The sequence below is a fragment of the Sorangium sp. So ce448 genome (assembly GCF_051520915.1).
In the GTDB taxonomy this organism is placed as follows: Bacteria; Myxococcota_A; Polyangia; order Polyangiales; family Polyangiaceae; genus Sorangium; species Sorangium cellulosum_B.
The window spans coordinates 10,209,547-10,226,701 of the sequence record NZ_CP150343.1 but is presented as its reverse complement, the minus strand read 5'-3'; the positions used below and the strand labels follow the sequence as shown (position 1 = coordinate 10,226,701).

Genomic DNA, 17,155 nt, shown 5'->3' with positions numbered 1-17,155 from the left:
ACACCCGGTCGCTCGGTGGGAGCGCGCTTGGTCACCAGCGGAGCCGGCGCCCGAGCGCGTAGGCGATGCCGCTCTCCAGGGTCCCTTTGGTGACGATGCCGCTCAGATCGGCGCCCATCGTCGTGAGGGTCTGCGCGATCTGCGGCTTGATCCCGGTGAGCACGACCCGGGTGCCGAGCAATCCCGCGGCCCGGGCCGCGTCGACGAAGGATTGCGCCACCCGCTCGTCGACGACCTTCACCCCGGTGATGTCGAGGATGGCGATCCTGGCCTGCTGGGCGGCGATCCCTTCAAGCAACGTCGTCAGGATCTGCTCGGCGCGCGCGGGGTCGACGCTCCCGACGATCGGCATCGCGACGACGCCGGGCGCCAGCGGCAGGAGCGGCGTGATGAGCTCCTGGATCGTCGCCTGCTGCATCTCGATGAGCTGCCGCTGCATCTCCGCGCGCTCGGCCTCGGCCTGCTTGGCTCGGCTGATGTCCACCGAGATCGTCCCGACCGCGTAGATCTCCCCCTCGGCGTCGCGGATGGGGAACTTGGTCGACAGGTAGGTGCGCGGACCGTTCGGGAAGAAGAGCACATGCTCGGAGGCGGCCGGGCGTCCGGCGACCGCCACCTCTTCATTGGCCTTTCGTATCGAGGCGGCCGCCGGCGCCGGGAGAAGGTCGTAGACGACCCGCCCCAGCAATTCCTCGCGGCTCATCTTGTAATACGACTCGATTTCGCGGTTCACGAGGAGGAGCCGGCCCGCGGCGTCCACCGCGACCATCATGGACGGCGTGTATTCGAGGAACCCATGGAGCAGGCTCTCACTGCGCTCGAGCACCTGCTCCATATGCTTGCGCGCGGTGATGTCGTGCGCCGACCCCAGCATCCGCCGACCCGGTCCCTCCGGATCGCGGCCGAGCGCGACGCCTCGCTCGACGAACCATCGCCAGCCGCCGTCGCGACCGCGCACGCGGTACTCCACCGTCGCCGGCTCCCCGCTCTCCGAGGCGGCCACGCGAGCCCGGTACTCCTCGATGCGACCGATATCGTCCGGATGGACCAGGGGGGACAGGCCGTCGCCGCGGGGCGAGCCCGCCGCGGCTCCGCCGCCCTCTCCGAGGAGATCGGCGAGCTCCCGGTTCCAGTAGACGTACCGCCCCTCATCGAGATCGAGCACGTAAACGAGGCTGGGCAGCGCGTCGAGCAAGCGCTCCGGGGCGCCGCGGCCGGCCGCCTCCAGCTCGGCGACGCGGGAGCGCAGGTGCTGCACTTCCTTCTGCAACGCGTCCAGCTCCGCCTCGAGCGCCACGGTCTTTTGCGCGTCCATCACCGTTCCAGGGCGATGGTATCCCAGCCCCGGGCTGAGGTGGGTCACAATTTTCCTGTGTATCCGGGTTCCAGCACGATCGCCTCGAACGCCGCGAGGGCCCGCGCGACGTTGTCGAACGTCACGGCCTGCGGCTGCCCGGGAAACGCCAGCGCGAACGCCTGCCTGTACCCTCTGGACGAGCGCAGCGCCGCCTCGATGCCCTCGGGCGCCGACGCCATCGCGCTCCGGGACAGGAGCTCTTCCTTGGCCTGATCCACGAGGTTGTTCTGCCGGCCATCCCACAGCAGCGTGGAGTAGCCGGCGACGTTGTAGACGCTCAGCGTGTTTCGCGGGGGCTCGAGACCCTCGCTCCCCCGCGATAACTTCCTGTGATCCACGCCCCAGGCCTCGAGCGGGTGGCACGAGGCGCAGGTGAGGTCGTGGTTCCTGGACAGGTGAGGATCGTGGAAGAGCATCCGGCCCAGCCTGATCTGCGCCGCGGCGGTCGGGTCCGGCGGATTCGCCGGGCCGGCGGGCAGGGGCGCGAAGCTCGCCAGCCGCTCCGGCGCGATCGCCGAGGGCGTCGTCGGCGCCATGCGGGAGAGGTCGAGAGGGCCGTATCCCGGGCCGCCTGCCGCCGGCGGCGCGCATCGCGGAGGCGCCTTGCCGGCAAGACGGCGAGCGCGAGCGCGAAGGCCATGAACGTGGAAGCGCTGCGCGTCGGCTGACCTGGGCCGCCGATGCGGCAGCCGCCACCACCGCTGGCGTCGGTTCGAGGACCGCCTGTACCAGACGACGCCGTGCTACTGCCCGCGTTCACGCCGCCGCCTGCAACACTGCTGCTCGCGCCGCCGCCGCCGCCCGCCTCACCGCCAGAGCCGCCGCTGCCCGCAACGGTGCTGCTCGCGCCGCCGCCGCCCGCCTCACCGCCAGAGCCGCCGCCGCCGGCAACAGTGCTGCTCGCGCCACCGCTGCCCGCCTCACCGCCAGAGCCGCCGCCGCCCGCAACACTGCTGCTCGCGCCGCTGCCGCCCCCGGGCGCGCACTGGCCGGCCTCGCATGAGCCGCTCAGGCAATCCGCGTCGGCCACGCACGCCGCGCCGTCCAGGGACGGGAGCGCGTACACATAGGCTCCGCCGCTTCGGTTCAGAGGGGCGCTGTGGTACGGCGCCCCGACGACCACGCTCTCGCCGGCGTATCCCGTGCTCCACCCGAAAAAGTCCAGCGTTTGCCCATCCGACGGCGCGAGCGTTCGCGCCTCGGTCCATGTTCCTTCTCCTCCGTGAAACACGGACACGATCCCCTTGTTGTCAGCCACGCCGACGAACCCGGCGATCACGGCGTTGCCCAGGAGCTGCACCCCTGTCGCCTCGCTCCCTCTCAAGGCGGGCACGAGCTTCGCCTGCTCGGTCCAGGTGCCGCCGCTCCGCGTATAGACGTACACCGCGCTCTTGGCTCCGATCGCCGCGGTGTCTCCCGCGAGATCGACCGAGAAGCCGAACGAGGCGCGGGCGCTCATGTCATGCGGCACGAGCTTCGCCTGTTGCGTCCAGCTGCCCCCATCACGCACGAACACGTAGGCCGAGCCGGCGAACTCGCTGCCTTCGGGCGAATCCGCCGCCGCGCCCACGATCGCCGTGTCGCCCGACACAGCGACCGACCAGCCGAAGCCCCGAGGGCTGTCCTGAGGCACGAGCTCCACCCGCGGCGACCACGCGTTGCCCGTCCTCGTGAACGCAAATGCCTTGCCCAGCACGATGTCGATGTCCTCTCCCACCGTGCTCGCGACGACCGTGTCCCCACCGACGTCGACAGCCATCCTCGAGAAGCTCAACGCCGGATCCTCCGGGACGGTCAGCTTCGCTTGTTCCGACCAGGCGCCCTCGCTCCGGACAAACACATAGACGCGCTCTTCGTACGGCCGCACCTCGTAATTGGCGCTGGCCATGACGGCGGCGGTATCGCCGTCGAGGGCCACCTGACGGCCGAACGCCATGCCGTTTTCGCCGTCGCTGGGCACGAGCGTGGCGTCGAGCGTCGCGGCCCCGCCCGTCACGGTGTAGACGTGCGCGGCGCCGCGAGTCAGGCTGTTCTCGTCCGGCGCTCCGATCAGCGCCGTGTCGCCGCTGCCCGCGACCGTGAACCCGAACACGCGCTGGAGGGCCGGCGTCTCCTCGGTCAGCTTCTGATCCTCGGTGACGGTGAGCGCCGCGCGCGCGGCCGCGAGCGGTCCTTCGTCCGGGCCTGGAGCGGCGCACGCCGCAGCGAAGAGCGCTGTTGGAACCACGATCATGCGTTCGATTCGCCAAACCTTCATCGGGTGCACCTCGGAGCGCGGAGCGTAGCCGGTGCGCTGCCTCGTGGAAATCGGGGCCGAATCCCAGCGGCAACGCGCCAGGCGCTGGCGCCGGCGCCTCCTGTGGTCAGCTGGAGGCGAAGACTCGCAGGGTGGGGGGCTCTGCTCCGCATCAGGTGGACGCCGCGCGCGACCTGAGAGGCGACCTCCCGCGCGCGACTCCGCCGATGAACCGATGCCGGTAGGGGTGAGCGAGGAGCCCCATGCGGTGGACCTGACGCTTCTCTCCGGGCCGGCGCTGCGCTAGTGAGGCAGCATGCAGAGCGTGCTGGAAGCGTTCACGGAGTGCGGGTGGGCGGCGTGGCTCGCCCTCCTGGCCGGGATAGCCGGCATCGCGATCAGCCTTGCGGGGGCGGGGATGCTGGCGACGAAGGCGCGGGGCATGGCCTGGATCCCGGGCGCCATCGCCGTGCTGCTGGGGCTCAGCGCCGTCTCGGTGGGGCTGCTCGGCCGCTCCATCGGAATTGCCCGCGTGGAAGCGGCGCTTGGTTATCCCGGCGTCGAGATCGACGCCACGCAGCGCGAGTTGATCCGGCGCGCCGGCACGGAAGAGGCCAATCAGTGCGTCAACATCGGCGCCTGGATGGGCGTCCTGCCGTTCGTGATCGGCGCGGCCGCGGTCGGGATCGGGCTCGCGCTCCGCGACAAGCCGGCTTGATGGATTCAGGGCACCAAGCAGATTGGCTCACGCGCCTGCGCCGATGGGACTATTCTTCGCTCTCGAAGGGACCGAGATCCGGCGCGGATCCGTTGAACTCCACGCCCACGTCGACGCCCGCGTTGCGGAGATCGCTGCCTGGCACCAGCTTCAGATAGTCGATGTCCGGCAAGCTGCCATCGGCCTTGCGGGGGCCCTTGAGCAGGCTGGTGTCGACGCTCACGAAATCGCCGCTCGTGGCCGAGAGTCCACCTTGCCAGCTGTTGTTCGTGATGCTCGTGGTCGTTGCCGACAGTGACCCGTTCGTTCCCAGGGAGATCGTGTTTCTGATGGTCAACGACGCCGCGATGTTCGAGGCGCTGAAGTTGATGTTGCTGCCATTGGCGTGCGCCGCGCTGTTCAGGATCGTGACGCTGCCGCGGTTGCTGTTGTGGTCGAAGCCGTCGTTGACGTTCCCCGCGGCGATGCACCGCCTGTAGATGGCGTTGTGGCTCAGATCTTTGCCGTCGCTGCCGCCGGACTTGAAGCCGTTGCCGTCGCCTGCGCCGACCGAGCCATTCTTGAGCTTCCCGTTGTCGATGGCCCAGCAGTCGTCGTAGGTCGTGGTGACGTTGTTTGCAGGGCGCAGGTAGCCGTCCCAGCCATCATCCAGGTTGTTCCAGGCGCGGCAGCCCACGAACTTGTTGCCCGTGCCGACGTCGAGCTTGGCCGCGAAGCCGTCGGCGTTCTCCAGGCTGGAATCGGCGTTGAAATACGAGTCGCAGTTGAGCACCAGGTTGTCGGCCGCCCCTCCGCCCAGCTGGAGCCCGGTGTCGGCGCATTCGAGGAACGTGGAGTATTCGATCACGTTGTGTGAACCGCTGACGAACATGCCGTTGTCGCCGGCTCGGAGAACATCGATGCCGTAGATGTGCCAGTAGTCGCCGGACAGGACGAGCCCGCGATTGCTGGAGCTCTCCGCCATGGCGGAAAAGTCGAGCAAGGGGCGCTCGCTGTCCAGGGGGTAGGCGCGCAGCTCGATGGTCGAGCCGCTCCTGCCGTCCTTGCTCAGGCTGAGGGTCGTGTTGAGCGCGTAGGCGCCCCCGCGCAGGTAAATGGTGTCACCCGCATTCGCCCGCAGGAGGGCAGCTGCCAAGGTCATGGGATCACGCATCGTTCCCGACGCGTCCGCCGCGCCATCCGGAGCCGCGAAGAGCGCATCGGGATCGATCGCGGGCGCTCCGCCGCTCCCCGATCCGCCGCCCGCCCCCGTGGTGGCGCCCCCGCCGGCGCCGCCAGCTCCGTCGCCGCCCGAGCCGGTGGCGCCCCCGCCGGACGTCGTCGTGCCACCCGTCGCGAAGGTGCCGCCTGCGCTCGAGCTGCCGCCGCTCGTCGGAGCACCGCCGCTCCCTGGATTGTCAGTGTCAGCCGCGCCGCCGTCCGAGCAGGCCGCACTCGCCAGCAACACGCTCGGGGCCAACAGGAGGCGCCACAGGCGGCCGCGTCGGGTCTGGAACTGGGGCTTGGAGCTCGGGTTCATGCCGTGGAAGCATTACCACGCCGGCAATAGGCCGTCTCGCGCGCTTCGTATGAAATTCGAGAACGGGGCGAAGGGCTGCGACACGCGAGCCGCGGCAGCGCTCATGCGCTGGCCGGGACTCGGCGCTTCCGGCGCGCCCTGAAGCACCAGAGCACGAGGTTGAGGAGCGCGAGGCTCGCTCCAACCGGCCGGTGGCCGCCAGGCGTGCTGCACGCGCAGCCGGCCGAGTCGTCGGCGCTGCTCGTGCTCGGATCGGCGCCATCGCCGCCGGTGCCCGAGGTTCCGCCGCTACCGACGCTCGTCGTGCCGCCGCTTACCGCTCCTCCGCTTGCCGCTCCTCCGCTCGCGCTTGCGCTAACGCCGCCCGACCCCGGTTCCGCGGTACCGCCGCTGCCTGAGCCAGCGCTCCCCGCTCCGCCGGTGCCGGAAGCCCCGGCGGTCTCGGTCTCGTCCATCCCCGTCTCGAAGCAGCCAAAATCCGGAGCGGAGCCCGCGTAGGGCAGCCCGACGTCGACGCCCTTGTCGATGGCGTCGCTGTCCGGCGCGAGGCGGAAATTCGTGATCGCGGGCAAGCTGCCGTCGGCCTGTCGCGGAGCGTCCAGCCCCATTTCGGACGGATTCTGAAAGTCCGCGTCCGAGACCGTGACACCCCCCGCCGTCCAGGAGTTGTTCGCGTCGTCGGCGCCGTTGCGGTTCGAGAACAGCGTCCCGCCGAACGCCAGGTTGTTCCGGTAAACCCCGACGGTGATGTCGTTTCCGCTCGAATCCATCCCGAGCATGTTGAAGTCGGGGCGATTGCCGTACGACGTGTTGTTGTAGAAGTAGAGCGTGCTCGGGTGGTGGTTCGCGTAAAACCCTGCCGCCCTGTTGAAGGCGGCGAGGCAGCTCTGCACCGTGTGCGCCGCGGGCTCGGCCGGAAATTTCGCCGGATCGGCGCCGTAGCCGCCGCCCTTGAAGCCGTTGCCGTTGCCGATGCCGGTCTGCGTCCCCGGCTTGTAGCCGTTGTACCAGGCCCACGAGCGCTCGACGAGGCAGGCGGCGCCGGAGTTGATGAAATCGTAGCCATCGTCCGCGTTCCACCAGGCGCGGCAGCCTCGGAATACATTGCCGGTCTCCCGGGCGCCGACGTGACAGCCGAATCCGTCCGCGCTCTCGCCTGCGCCGTTCGACGTGAGCTCGTCGAAGTTGTCGTGCGAGTCGCAGTTGAGCACGAGGTTGTTGCTGCCGCGCTGGATGAAGATGCCGGCGCCCATGATGTGGTGGACGTCGAGCGCTTCGAAGATGTTGTTGCTGCCCTGGTTCCACACGCCCCAGGACTCGTGGTTCAGGTTGTTGTTCTGCCGAACGCCCTTGATCTCGAGTCCCTTGAGGTGAATGTAATTCCCGGAGACGAGGATGCCCTTGATACGGCAGGAATCCTTGATGCCGTCGAAATCGAAGACGGGCTTCTCGCCGGGCGCGGCCCAGTACTTGATGAGGTTGCCGGCGCTCCCGCTCTTGTTCAGCACCACGCCGCTGATGATCGCCGTCCCGCTCGAGCAGGTCGTGGTGCCCTTCGTGTACGTGTACGTGCCGCCTTTGAAGTAGACGACGTCGCCGGCCATGGCCACGCTTTGCGCTTTGGCCATCGACGCGAACGGCGCGGCTTCGGTGCCGGCGTTGTCGTCGTTGCCGGCGGGGGCCGGGGCCACGTAGTAGTCCTTGGCCCAGCCGCTCGTCGCGACGAGCAGCGGCGCGCCCAGCGCGGACAGCGAGAGAAGGAGTCGCTCGTTCATTTTTGCACCAGCCCGAGGTCGTCGCGGTTGTCACGGTTGAAGCCCGCCGAGGCCCGGGGAAAGCACACCCAAACGTCCTGGAGACGTCAAGCCCAAACTGCAGGACCTCCGGGTTGACAGTGCCAGCGTCTCTGCGATGATATCGGCTGCAGGTGCGCCGCCGGAGCACACGGGGAGTGGATTCATGCGACGATTCGCGATCTCTCATTGGCTGATAGCGTGCTTGGCGAGCTGTACGTCGGCGCCGCCGTCCACGCCGGGGGACGGGGTCGTCGAGGGGCCTCCGCCTCCTGCGCCGACGTGCCCGACCCAGAAGCTCGCGTTCACCAGGGAAACGGGGTGCGTGAACGATGGATCCCTGGAGTTCTGCCTGCCGTCGGACGACGCGGCGCTCCTCGCGCGCGTGCGGGGCATCGCGCCCGCGATCCGGGCCGGCTCGTCGAGGGGGCGCGCCAGGTGCGATGTGCCGGCAGAGACGCTGTACTTCTTCCCCACGGGAGACGCCGAGTGCACGGCGCGCCATGGCGCGCTCGACGACGCGGCATGGGACCAGGTCTGTCGTATCGCCGCGCTGCCCGAGGTGCGGGAGATCGTGCCGACGTGGTACGAGTGAGCGCGGGCGGGCGCTCCTGCGCTGGCTCGCCGGCTGAGCGCCCCGGCCGCGCGGATCGCTGGTAGAACCGCGCCGCGGAGAGGGCCGCCCGCCATCCCCCGGGCGTGAGGGGGTGAGCCACCCGATCACGGGCGCGCGAGGCCGGCCGCCCGGGAGTCACTTGACACCGCTCGGGGGCGGCACCTTGTTCGCCGTGGCCCGACCCCTGCCGTGCCCCGCCCGGCTCATGCGCTCTCGGCGGAGCGCGTGGCGCTCGTTGCGGCGAGCGGTCACGCCGGTGAGGCGCTGGGCTTCCATTGGCGGTTGCGGTTACGGCGAAACTCCAGCTCCGGGAAGAGGAGGGTGCACACATGGCTGATCGCTGGGAGGACCCTGTTCATACGACGAGCTTCGGATTGCAACTGGTCGAGCCCCATACGTTGCGGGAGAACCGCGGCTCGTTCATCGGGCTCGGCATCGCCCTTCTGGTGCTTGGCGCGCTCGCGATCCTCATGCCCGTGATCGCCTCGCTGGTCACGGCGGTCGCCATCGGGGCCGTGCTGGTGGCGAGCGGCCTCTTTCAGGGCCTCCACGCCATCCAGCACCGGCAATGGGCCAACGCCGGCTGGTCGCTCGCGAGCGCCCTGCTCCAGATCGCCGCGGGCGTCCTGATCGTGGCCTTCCCGGTGACGGGCACGGTCACGCTGACCTTGATCCTCGCGGCCTTCTTCTTCTCGGAAGGCTTCCTCAAGATCGTCCGCGCGCTCCAGCATCGCGAGATGCCCGCCTGGGGCTGGCTCCTGTTCGACGGGCTGCTCGCGCTGGCGCTCGGGGTCCTGATCTGGTGGCGCTGGCCGAGCACCGCGGCGTGGGCGATCGGGCTGCTCGTCGGCGTCAACGTCCTCGTCAGCGGCACGTCGATGTTGCTGATCGGGACCAGCGCGCGACAGCGGCCGGTGGCCAGCATGTGACAGCGCCCCGGGCCGGAGACCGCGGCTGACGCTCCTCCCTCACTGGCCACCACCGCTCGTGGCGAGCAGCCAGGTCTCCACGGCGTGCGCGAAGCCCTCGTCGGCGTTCGACAGCGTGATGAAGTCGGCTTGCCGCTGCACGACGGCGCGCGCTTGCCCCATGGCGATGCTGAGCCCGCTCTCCCGGAACATGAGCACATGATCGGGCAGCTCGCCGATCGCGGCCATGGCCGCGCCGGAGAGGCCGAGGCGCGCCAAGAGCGTCCTCGCGACCTCTCCGGAGTTGGCCCGCGGGTGCATCACCTCGATGCAATACGACACGGGGCGTGACGCAGAGAAGAACGCGCAGGCCCCCTGGAGGTCCGACTCGCCGCGCTCCAGCACCTCGGCGTCGTCGCTGACACCGACGATCTTGACCGCCCTGTCCACGACGCCTTCCCAGCGCTCGACGACCCTGGGGACACACCGCGCGACCGCCTTCTCGCGCGCGACGTGCGGCGCGTCGGCGCGGCGCACCAGCCAGTCGTCGCCCTGGTAGACCCAGACCGCTGCGCCGTGCCGCTCCAGGGTCGCGATGACGACCGCGGCCGCGCCGTTGTCCAGCGGGTGCTGCTCGATCACCGAGAGATCCGGCCGCACCAGCATGGCGCCGCCGAACGCGGCGACCGGCGTCGTGATCCCCAGCCGCCCGAGCAGGACGCGCAGGCCGCGCGGCGAGCGCCTGCTCATCAGCGCGAGGTCGATCCCCGCGTCGCGGAGCCGACTCACCGCCTGCTCCGCCCTGGGGGTGAGCACGCCGTCGGGCGTGAGGAGCGCGCCGTCCACGTCGGCGAGCAGCATGCGAATTCCGGTCATGCGGCCTTCCTCGCCACCGGGGTGGCCAGGGCGGGCGTCCGCCACCCGCCGAGGTCGGCGACGAGGCGGTCGGCTTCCGCTGGGCCCCAGCTGCCGGGCTCATAGGGCGAGAGCAGAGTCGCCTGGTCGAGCACCGGATCGACCACGGCCCATTGCGCCTCCACTTCGGCCTGGCTCGCGAACAGGGTCGGATCGCCGGCGAGCGCATCGCCGAGGAGCCGCTCGTAAGGCCCCAGCGCCTCGGACAGGTCGCTCGCCACGAGCAGCTCGGTCGGCTGTCCGGCCATCAGCTCGCCGGGCGCCTTGATCCGCACGCCGACGGCGAGCTCCGGCGCCGGGGCGAGCCGGATGCGCACGTAGTCTGGATCCCCGCGCCCGACATCGTCGAACACGGCGTGCGGAGGCCGCCGCAGCAGGACGATCACCTCGGTCGCCGTGACCGCGAGGCGCTTGCCGGCGCGGATGCAGAATGGCACGCCCGCCCAGCGCCAGGTGTGGATACGGAGCCGCGCGGCGCAGAACGTCTCGACCTGCGACCCCGGCGCGACGCCCGGCTCACCGCGGTACCCGTCGTATTGACCGCGGACGACGTGCGCCGGATCGAGCGGCGTGATGGCGCGCAGCAGCCGGACACGCTCCGCGCGCACGGCGTCGGCGTCCCCGGACGGGGGTGGATCCATGGCGAGGCACGCGAGCACCTGCAGGAGGTGGTTTTGCAGGACGTCGCGGATGCACCCTGTGGCGTCGTAGAACCGGCCGCGGCCCTCGATGCCGAACCGCTCGGCCATGGTGATCTGGACGCTCTCGACATGATGGGAGTTCCAGACCGGCTCGAGCAGCGCGTTCGCGAAGCGGAAGTAAACGATGTTCTGGACAGGCTCTTTGCCGAGGAAGTGATCGATCCGGAAGATCTCCTCTTCCGGAAAGACGCTCGCGAGCGTGCGGTAGAGCGCCCGAGCGGACTCCAGATCGTGGCCGAACGGCTTCTCGACGACGAGCCGCCCTCGCCGCACGCACCCGGAGCGGTCGAGCGCCTTGACGACCTCTTCGAACAGGTCGGGGGGCACGGCCATGTAGTGGAGCGGCCGCTGGGCGGTGCCGAGCCGCTCGCGGAGGCGGTGGAACGTCGCCGGATCCGCGTAATCCCCGCTCACGTACGAGAGCCGCGCGCACAGCTCGCGGTACACGCCGGCCTCGAACGCGCTCGCCCGCTCGAGGCTCTCGCGGACGCGGGCGCAGAGCTGATCGAGGCTCCACGGGCTCTTGGCCACGCCGACGATCGGCACCTCCAGCTTGCGGCGGCGGATCAGCCCGGCCAGCGCCGGGAAGATCTTCTTGAAGGCCAGGTCGCCTGTCGCTCCGAAGAGCACGAGCGCGTCGGCGGCGTTCATGCCGCCTGCTCGGCGGCGCCGGACATCACGCGCCGCATGCCCGAGCTCTCCTGGCCTTCCGCTTCCATCCATCCAGTGCGCATGCGCTCGGCTCCTCGCGTCTTGCCATGGCCCCCGGGGGCCATGGTCCCGATCCGGCATCGCGTGTGCCACGCTGGATCGGCGCGAGCACGCCTTTCGTCACGCGCGCTGTGACGCCGTGCGCCTGGGCTTGCCTGCCCTGATGGCCCGCCTCTTCAACAGGAGAGGGAGGCTCTCGATCACGTCGACCCGATCCGCGATGAACAGCGCGACCCAGTGGGAGAGCCGGTGATCCGGGACCTTGTAGGCGATGCGGCGCAGCGCGCCGCTCGCTCCTCTCGGCGGCAATGCCGTGCTGAACACCGGCGTCGGGCGGGCGCGCCCGGGGTGCCTGAGCAGCGGCCCCTCGATCGGCTGCTGCTCGGGCTCGAGCCAGTGCGCGCTCTCCAGGAGGCGCGGCGGCACCTCCCTGGGGACGCCGGGCCTGTCCTCGAGGCAAATGTCGACTCCCCAGTACGGCAGCTCCCTCGGCAGCACGATCTCGGCTTCCATGATCGCCTCCTCCTCGATGGCAGAGCTCACTTGGCCCCCCGCGGAACGAGCACGCATTTGAGGATCCCGTCGGTCCTCGCCGCGAACACCCGGTACATCTCCGCGGCCGACTCGAGCGGGGCGCGGTGGGTGATGAGCGCCCTCGGGTCGATGTTCCCGCTGCGGATGTGCTCGAGCAGGCGGGGCATGTACCGCTTCACGTCGCACTGCCCGGTCTTGATCGTCAGGCCCTTGTTCATGGCAGCGCCCACGTCGATGAGGTTCCAGGGCGGCCCGTAGACGCCGACGATCGAGACCCTCCCGCCGCGGCGGACCGACTGGATCGCCCAGTTGAGGGCGACGGGCGACCCGGCCTCGAGCTTGAGCGCCTTGCCAAGCACGTCGTGCAGCGCCGAGCCGTTCGCCTCGAGGCCGACCGCCTCGATGCAGACGTCCGGCCCGCGGCCGTCGGTCATGTCCCGGAGCGCGGACACGACATCCGTAGTCTCGCTGAAATCGAGCGTCTCTGCCTTGTTGTGCCGGCGCGCGAAATCGAGGCGGTAACCGACCGAATCGACGGCGATGACCCGGCGCGCGCCGAGGAGCCATGCGCACCGCTGCGCCACGAGGCCCACGGGCCCGCAGCCGAAGACGGCCACGGTGTCCGCTGGGCCGATGTCCCCCATCTCCGCGGCCTGGTACCCCGTGGGGAGGATATCCGAGAGAAAGAGCGCGTCCTCGTCCGAGAGGTCGTCGGGGATCTTCATGGGGCCGACGTCGGCGAAGGGGACGCGGACGCGCTCGGCCTGGCCGCCCTGGTAGCCGCCGGTCGTGTGTGAATAACCGAAGATCCCGCTGGCGAGCGTGGTGAGCGGGTTCGTGTTCTCGCAGGCGGAGGTGCGCTCTCGCTGGCAGAAGAAGCACGTCCCGCAGGCGATGTTGAACGGCACCACGACGCGGTCGCCGCGCTTCAGCGTCTGCACCGAGGCCCCGAGCTCCTCCACGACGCCGGTGAACTCATGGCCGAAGATGGTCCCAACGCGCGTGTCAGGCACGTAGCCATGATAGAGGTGCAGATCCGAGCCGCAGATCGTGGCGCGACTCACGCGCAGGACCACGTCGTTCGGGTGTTGAACCCGAGGCTCCGGGTTTTCCTCGACGCGGACGTTCTTCGGCCCGTGGTATGTGAGCGCCAGCATTCGCACGACCTCCCAGCTTGCTCGAGGGGGCAATGCAAGCGGTGAACCAGGCGCGCGCGCTCGTGGGTGCGCCCGGCGTAGGCATCGGCTCTCCGGGCTTCGAGCGCCTTCGGGCGCCCGGCCTCGGGACATCGAGGACATCGATGCTGGAGCCTGCGGCCCGGGCGCCGTTCGCCTTGTCAGCGATCGTTCGTCTTCTTCTTCTCTTTGTTCGGCGGCGGCGGCAGCTTCAGCTTCTTCGGATCGTCGAGCGCGCAGGCGCCCCCTTGCCGAGGCGATAGGCCGCCATCTTGCGCTTCAGGGTGTTCCTGTCGATGGCGAGCGCGCGCGCCGCGCGCGAGAGGTTGCCCTCGTGCACATCGAGCGCGCGCCCGATAGCGGCGCGCTCGGCCGACGCCACGGCCTCCGCGAGCGGCGCGACCTCCTCGCCGCCTGCCTCCGACTCCGGTGCTCGCGCGATCCCGCCTGCGCCGCCGCTCGCCGGCCGCGCCGCCGGCGACGCGATCTCCGGCGCGAGATCGCCCACGTCGACCGTGTGCTCGCAGAACACGCCCCACCGCTGCACCTCCGCGCGCAGCTCGCGCACGTTGCCCGGCCAGGCGTGCTGGTAAAGGCGCCTCAGCGCCTCGCGCGTCACCTCGAGCGCGCGCCCCTTGCGCCGCGACTGCACCTCGTCGAGGAACGCGCCGACGAGCACCTCGATGTCGCCACCCCGCGCACGGAGCGGGGGAACCTCGATGATGGCGCCGCGCAGGCGGTAATACAGGTCCTCGCGGAACGTCCCTTCCTCGACCATCGCCGCGAGGTCGCGGTGGGTGGCGGCGAGGACGCGGACGTCCAGCTCGATCTTCGCCTCGCCGCCCACCCGCCGCAGCGTCCCGTCCTGGAGCACGCGCAGCAGCGACGCCTGCACCCGCGGCGACAGCTCGCCTATCTCGTCGAGGAACAGCGTCCCGCCGTGCGCCTGCTCGAAGACGCCGCGCCGCCGCCCCGCGGCCCCGGTGAAGGCCCCCGCCTCGTGGCCGAACAGCTCGCTCGCGAGCACGCCCTCGGCGAAGACGCTGCAGTTCTCCGCGATGAACGGCCCTCTCGCGCGCGGGCTGTGCTCGTGGATCGCCCTGGCCGCGAGCTCCTTTCCGGTCCCGGTCTCGCCGACGATCAGCACGGGCACGTCGGTCGCGGCGACCCGGGCGATGCGGGCGCGGAGGAAGCGCATCGGCTCGCTCTCGCCGACGAGCACCGTGTCGCGCGTGCGCGCCTCGGCCCGCAGGCGCACGACCTCCTCGCGCAGGGCGCGTATCTCGGGGAAACCCTCGATATCGAGCCGGACCTCGCGCACCGGCCGCGGGTGCGGGTGCGGCACGAACGCCGCCGGGATCACCTGGAGCATGCGCGCCGGCAGGATCCCCGCCTGCACCAGGATGACCCAGAGCGTCTGCGCCTGCGGCGTGCCGGCCGAGAGCAGGACGTCCGTCGCCCACGCCGCAGGCGGGAAGGCGCGCTTGAGCTGCGCCGAGAGCTTGCCGAGCGCCCGGAAGAGCTTCGCGTGGTCCGACGGATCGTCGACGTCCACGACCCGGAGCTCGATCCGCGGCGCGCGGGCCCGCGCCTGCTCGACGAGCGCCCGCGACGGCGCCTCGCCCGCCGGGATGGTGAGGACCACGATGGCGTCGTAGCGGCTCTCTTCCTGGTCGAGGAGCCGCAGCACCGGCCCGCGATCGCCCTCGGGCCGGCGGCTGTGGTGCGCCGGCGCCGGCCCGAGCGTGCCCGCGTCCGACCAGGTGAGGAGAAGGCGATTCACTGGTGCACCGTACACCAGGTGTGGTGCGTTATGTACCACGTTATCTGGTGCGTTGCGCACCACGTTGAGACGTTCTGCCGGCGTCGCCGCGGGCCGCGCGCTGGCACGGAAGCCGCAAGTCTCCTCCGCATTCCCATGGGCATTCCCGTTCGCATCCGCGTTTGCGCCTGCCCTTGCCTCCTGCCCCGGAGATCTCGATGAAAGCCCCCGCTGACAGCGCAGTCCTTCCCGCCCACGCCCGCCTGGTCGCCCGCGACGACGTCTGGCTCGAGGGCAACGCCGTCCAGCAGCTCGCGCGCGTCGCCGCGCTGCCGGGCTGCGTCCGCGCCGTGGGTATGCCGGACCTGCACGCCGGGCGGGGCATCCCCATCGGCGCGGCCTTCGCCTTCGCGGACCGGGTCGTCCCGGAGCTCATCGGCGGCGACGCCGGCTGCGGCGTGCGGCTCGTCGCGACGTCGATCGGCCGCATGGCGCCGGACGTCCTCGAGCGGCGCGCCCGGCAGGCGATGGACGACGAGCCGCTCGCCGAATGCGACCCGCGGGCCGTGTTCGAGCGGGTCTGGGAGCGCGGCGCGCGCGGCTTTGCCGAGGTCGACGGCGTGCCCGAGGCGCTCGCGCGGCTCGCGGCGGCGGAGCCCGAGGACGGCCTTCGCCCGAGCGGGGACGCCTCGCCGTACCGCGCGGGCTACGAGGGCGCGCTCGGCTCGGTCGGCGGGGGGAACCACTTCCTCGAGGTCGCCCGGGTCGGCGCGCTGCGGGACCCTGCCGCGGCGAAGGCCCTCGGCCTCTCCGCGGGGGAGCTCGTCGTCGTGGCGCACTCCGGCTCGCGCGGGCTCGGCGGCGCGCTCGGGCAGCGCTGGGGCGGCGCGGTGCTCGAGGGGGACGCGGCCGAGCCGTACCTCGGCGAGCTCGCCGGCGCGTGCCGCTTCGCGCGGGCGAACCGGCTCCTGCTCGCCTACCGGATGCTGCGCGCGCTGGGCGCCTCGCGGGCGTCGACGATCACGGGCGGGCTCGACCTCACCCACAACGACGTCGCGCGCGAGGCCGTCGGCGGCGAGCTGGCCTGGGTGCACCGCAAGGGCGCGGCGCCCGCCCGGGGCAGCGACTTCACCGTGGTGCTCGGGTCGCGCGGCGCGCCGTCGTGGGTGATGCGCTCGCGCGACGCCGAGGCGGGGCTGCGCTCCGTCGCGCACGGCGCGGGCCGCAAGATGGGGCGCAGCGAGGCGCGCGAGAAGATCGCGGCCAGGTACCGGCGGCGCGAGCTCACCCGCACGGAGCTCGGCGGCCGCGTCGTGTGCGACGATCCGGCGCTGCTGCTCGAGGAGCACCCGGACGCGTACAAGCCGATCGAGCCGGTGATCGAGAGCCTCGTCGAGGCCGGCCTGGCGACGGCGGTCGCGCCGCTCGTGCCGGTGCTCACGGTGAAGCGATGAGCCGGTCGTGGGTGCAGATCAGCGCGGGGCGGGGGCCGGTCGAGGTGCGGCGCTTCGTGGCGCGGCTCGCCGAGCGCATGGAGGCGCTCTGCCAGGAGCGGGGGCTCGCGGTGGTCGACGTCACGCTGCACGGCGACGAGGACGCGCCGGCCTCGGTCGAGATCCTGGTGGAGGGCGACGCGCGGCGATGCCTGGAGGGTGAGCTCGGGACACACGCGCTGGTCGAGCGGAGCGCGGCGCGGGGGAAGGCGGCGCGCAAGCGGTGGTTCGCGGGGGTGGCGGTCCACGCCGCGGGGGCGGGTGAGGGCGTGGGCGTGGGCGTGGATCTCGGCGAACTCGAGATCTCGGCCTGCCGCGCGAGCGGGCCAGGAGGGCAGCACGTGAACAAGACCCTGTCGGCGGTCCGGATCCACCACCGGCCGAGCGGGATCACGGTGCGTGTCGCCGATGAGCGCTCGCAGCGCGCGAACGTCCGCCGCGGGGTGGAGCGCATCGCCGAGCGGCTCGCCGAGCGCGCCGCCCGGCGCGTCGCGGAAGGGGAGGCCGCGCGCTGGAGCGAGCACGACCGGATCGTCCGGGGAGAGCCGGTAAGGACGTACCGGATGGGGCGGAAGAGCGCGCTTGTGGTGGCGGAGGCGCGGTGAGGGGAGCGGCCTCGCGTCTTGTTGGACAGGCGTAGTCTCTCCCGCTCACTGCTTGAGCCTGTCGAGGTCGCCGCCCTCGCGGGGCGAGGCCGGCGAAGGGGCCGCGCGGGGA

The 17,155-nt window shown here is 71.2% G+C and carries 15 protein-coding genes; 5 read left to right on the top strand and 10 right to left on the bottom strand.

What is annotated here, in order from left to right:
• Nucleotides 1-31 precede the first annotated feature (31 nt).
• From WMF45_RS38555 to WMF45_RS38545, 3 genes are read right to left on the bottom strand one after another with little or no spacing between them, the layout of a single operon-like run.
• The gene (locus WMF45_RS38555) at nucleotides 32-1,315 is read right to left on the bottom strand and encodes a PAS domain-containing protein (RefSeq protein ID WP_437710932.1); all 1,284 of its coding nucleotides are present in this window, start codon (nucleotides 1,313-1,315) and stop codon (nucleotides 32-34) included.
• Between the two features lie 44 nt (nucleotides 1,316-1,359).
• A complete protein-coding gene (locus WMF45_RS38550; protein WP_437719620.1) occupies nucleotides 1,360-1,752 on the bottom strand; it encodes a cytochrome-c peroxidase in 393 nt (130 codons plus the stop codon).
• A complete protein-coding gene (locus WMF45_RS38545) occupies nucleotides 1,635-3,614 on the bottom strand; it encodes a hypothetical protein (protein WP_437710931.1) in 1,980 nt (659 codons plus the stop codon). Before WMF45_RS38545 ends, WMF45_RS38550 begins: the two co-directional genes overlap by 118 nt.
• A gap of 295 nt (nucleotides 3,615-3,909) precedes the next feature.
• Here WMF45_RS38545 and WMF45_RS38540 point away from each other — a divergent pair, with 295 nt between their 5' ends.
• On the top strand, nucleotides 3,910-4,311 hold the full coding sequence (locus WMF45_RS38540) for a hypothetical protein (protein WP_437710930.1): 402 nt from the start codon (nucleotides 3,910-3,912) through the stop codon (nucleotides 4,309-4,311).
• 49 nt (nucleotides 4,312-4,360) lie between these two features.
• On the opposite strand, the gene WMF45_RS38535 is transcribed toward WMF45_RS38540, so the two are convergent.
• Together WMF45_RS38535 and WMF45_RS38530 are read right to left on the bottom strand one after the other, a co-directional pair.
• Nucleotides 4,361-5,830: a right-handed parallel beta-helix repeat-containing protein gene (locus WMF45_RS38535; RefSeq protein WP_437710929.1), complete on the bottom strand. Its 1,470-nt coding sequence runs from the start codon at nucleotides 5,828-5,830 to the stop codon at nucleotides 4,361-4,363.
• A gap of 101 nt (nucleotides 5,831-5,931) precedes the next feature.
• Nucleotides 5,932-7,605: a right-handed parallel beta-helix repeat-containing protein gene (locus tag WMF45_RS38530; protein WP_437710928.1), complete on the bottom strand. Its 1,674-nt coding sequence runs from the start codon at nucleotides 7,603-7,605 to the stop codon at nucleotides 5,932-5,934.
• Nucleotides 7,606-7,789: 184 nt separating this feature from the next.
• On the opposite strand from WMF45_RS38530, the gene WMF45_RS38525 reads away from it, so the two are divergent.
• Together WMF45_RS38525 and WMF45_RS38520 are read left to right on the top strand one after the other, a co-directional pair.
• Nucleotides 7,790-8,218, top strand: a complete 429-nt coding sequence (locus WMF45_RS38525) for a hypothetical protein (RefSeq protein ID WP_437710927.1) — start codon at nucleotides 7,790-7,792, stop codon at nucleotides 8,216-8,218.
• 350 nt (nucleotides 8,219-8,568) lie between these two features.
• On the top strand, nucleotides 8,569-9,168 hold the full coding sequence (locus tag WMF45_RS38520) for an HdeD family acid-resistance protein (RefSeq protein ID WP_437710926.1): 600 nt from the start codon (nucleotides 8,569-8,571) through the stop codon (nucleotides 9,166-9,168).
• A 39-nt stretch (nucleotides 9,169-9,207) separates the two neighbouring features.
• Here WMF45_RS38520 and WMF45_RS38515 read toward each other — a convergent pair whose 3' ends face one another.
• The 5 genes from WMF45_RS38515 to WMF45_RS38495 form a co-directional block, all read right to left on the bottom strand.
• Complete coding sequence (locus WMF45_RS38515; protein WP_437710925.1) at nucleotides 9,208-10,023, bottom strand: HAD hydrolase family protein; 816 nt, start codon at nucleotides 10,021-10,023, stop codon at nucleotides 9,208-9,210.
• Nucleotides 10,020-11,414 carry a glucose-6-phosphate dehydrogenase gene (gene zwf / locus WMF45_RS38510; RefSeq protein ID WP_437710924.1) on the bottom strand — a complete coding sequence of 465 codons (1,395 nt, stop codon included), beginning with the start codon at nucleotides 11,412-11,414 and terminating at the stop codon, nucleotides 10,020-10,022. The genes WMF45_RS38515 and zwf overlap by 4 nt, the downstream gene beginning before the upstream one ends.
• Before the next feature lie 180 nt (nucleotides 11,415-11,594).
• Nucleotides 11,595-11,987, bottom strand: coding sequence for a hypothetical protein (locus WMF45_RS38505; protein ID WP_437710923.1), 393 nt, complete (start codon nucleotides 11,985-11,987; stop codon nucleotides 11,595-11,597).
• Nucleotides 11,988-12,013: 26 nt separating this feature from the next.
• Nucleotides 12,014-13,165 carry a zinc-dependent alcohol dehydrogenase gene (locus WMF45_RS38500; RefSeq protein ID WP_437710922.1) on the bottom strand — a complete coding sequence of 384 codons (1,152 nt, stop codon included), beginning with the start codon at nucleotides 13,163-13,165 and terminating at the stop codon, nucleotides 12,014-12,016.
• A gap of 229 nt (nucleotides 13,166-13,394) precedes the next feature.
• Nucleotides 13,395-14,966 (bottom strand): sigma-54 interaction domain-containing protein, encoded by a 1,572-nt coding sequence (locus tag WMF45_RS38495; RefSeq protein WP_437710921.1) that lies wholly within the window; start codon nucleotides 14,964-14,966, stop codon nucleotides 13,395-13,397.
• A 197-nt stretch (nucleotides 14,967-15,163) separates the two neighbouring features.
• On the opposite strand from WMF45_RS38495, the gene WMF45_RS38490 reads away from it, so the two are divergent.
• Together WMF45_RS38490 and WMF45_RS38485 are read left to right on the top strand one after the other, a co-directional pair.
• Nucleotides 15,164-16,399, top strand: a complete 1,236-nt coding sequence (locus WMF45_RS38490) for an RtcB family protein (protein ID WP_437710920.1) — start codon at nucleotides 15,164-15,166, stop codon at nucleotides 16,397-16,399.
• A complete protein-coding gene (locus tag WMF45_RS38485; protein ID WP_437710919.1) occupies nucleotides 16,396-17,043 on the top strand; it encodes a peptide chain release factor-like protein in 648 nt (215 codons plus the stop codon). The genes WMF45_RS38490 and WMF45_RS38485 overlap by 4 nt, the downstream gene beginning before the upstream one ends.
• Nucleotides 17,044-17,155: the final 112 nt, after the last annotated feature.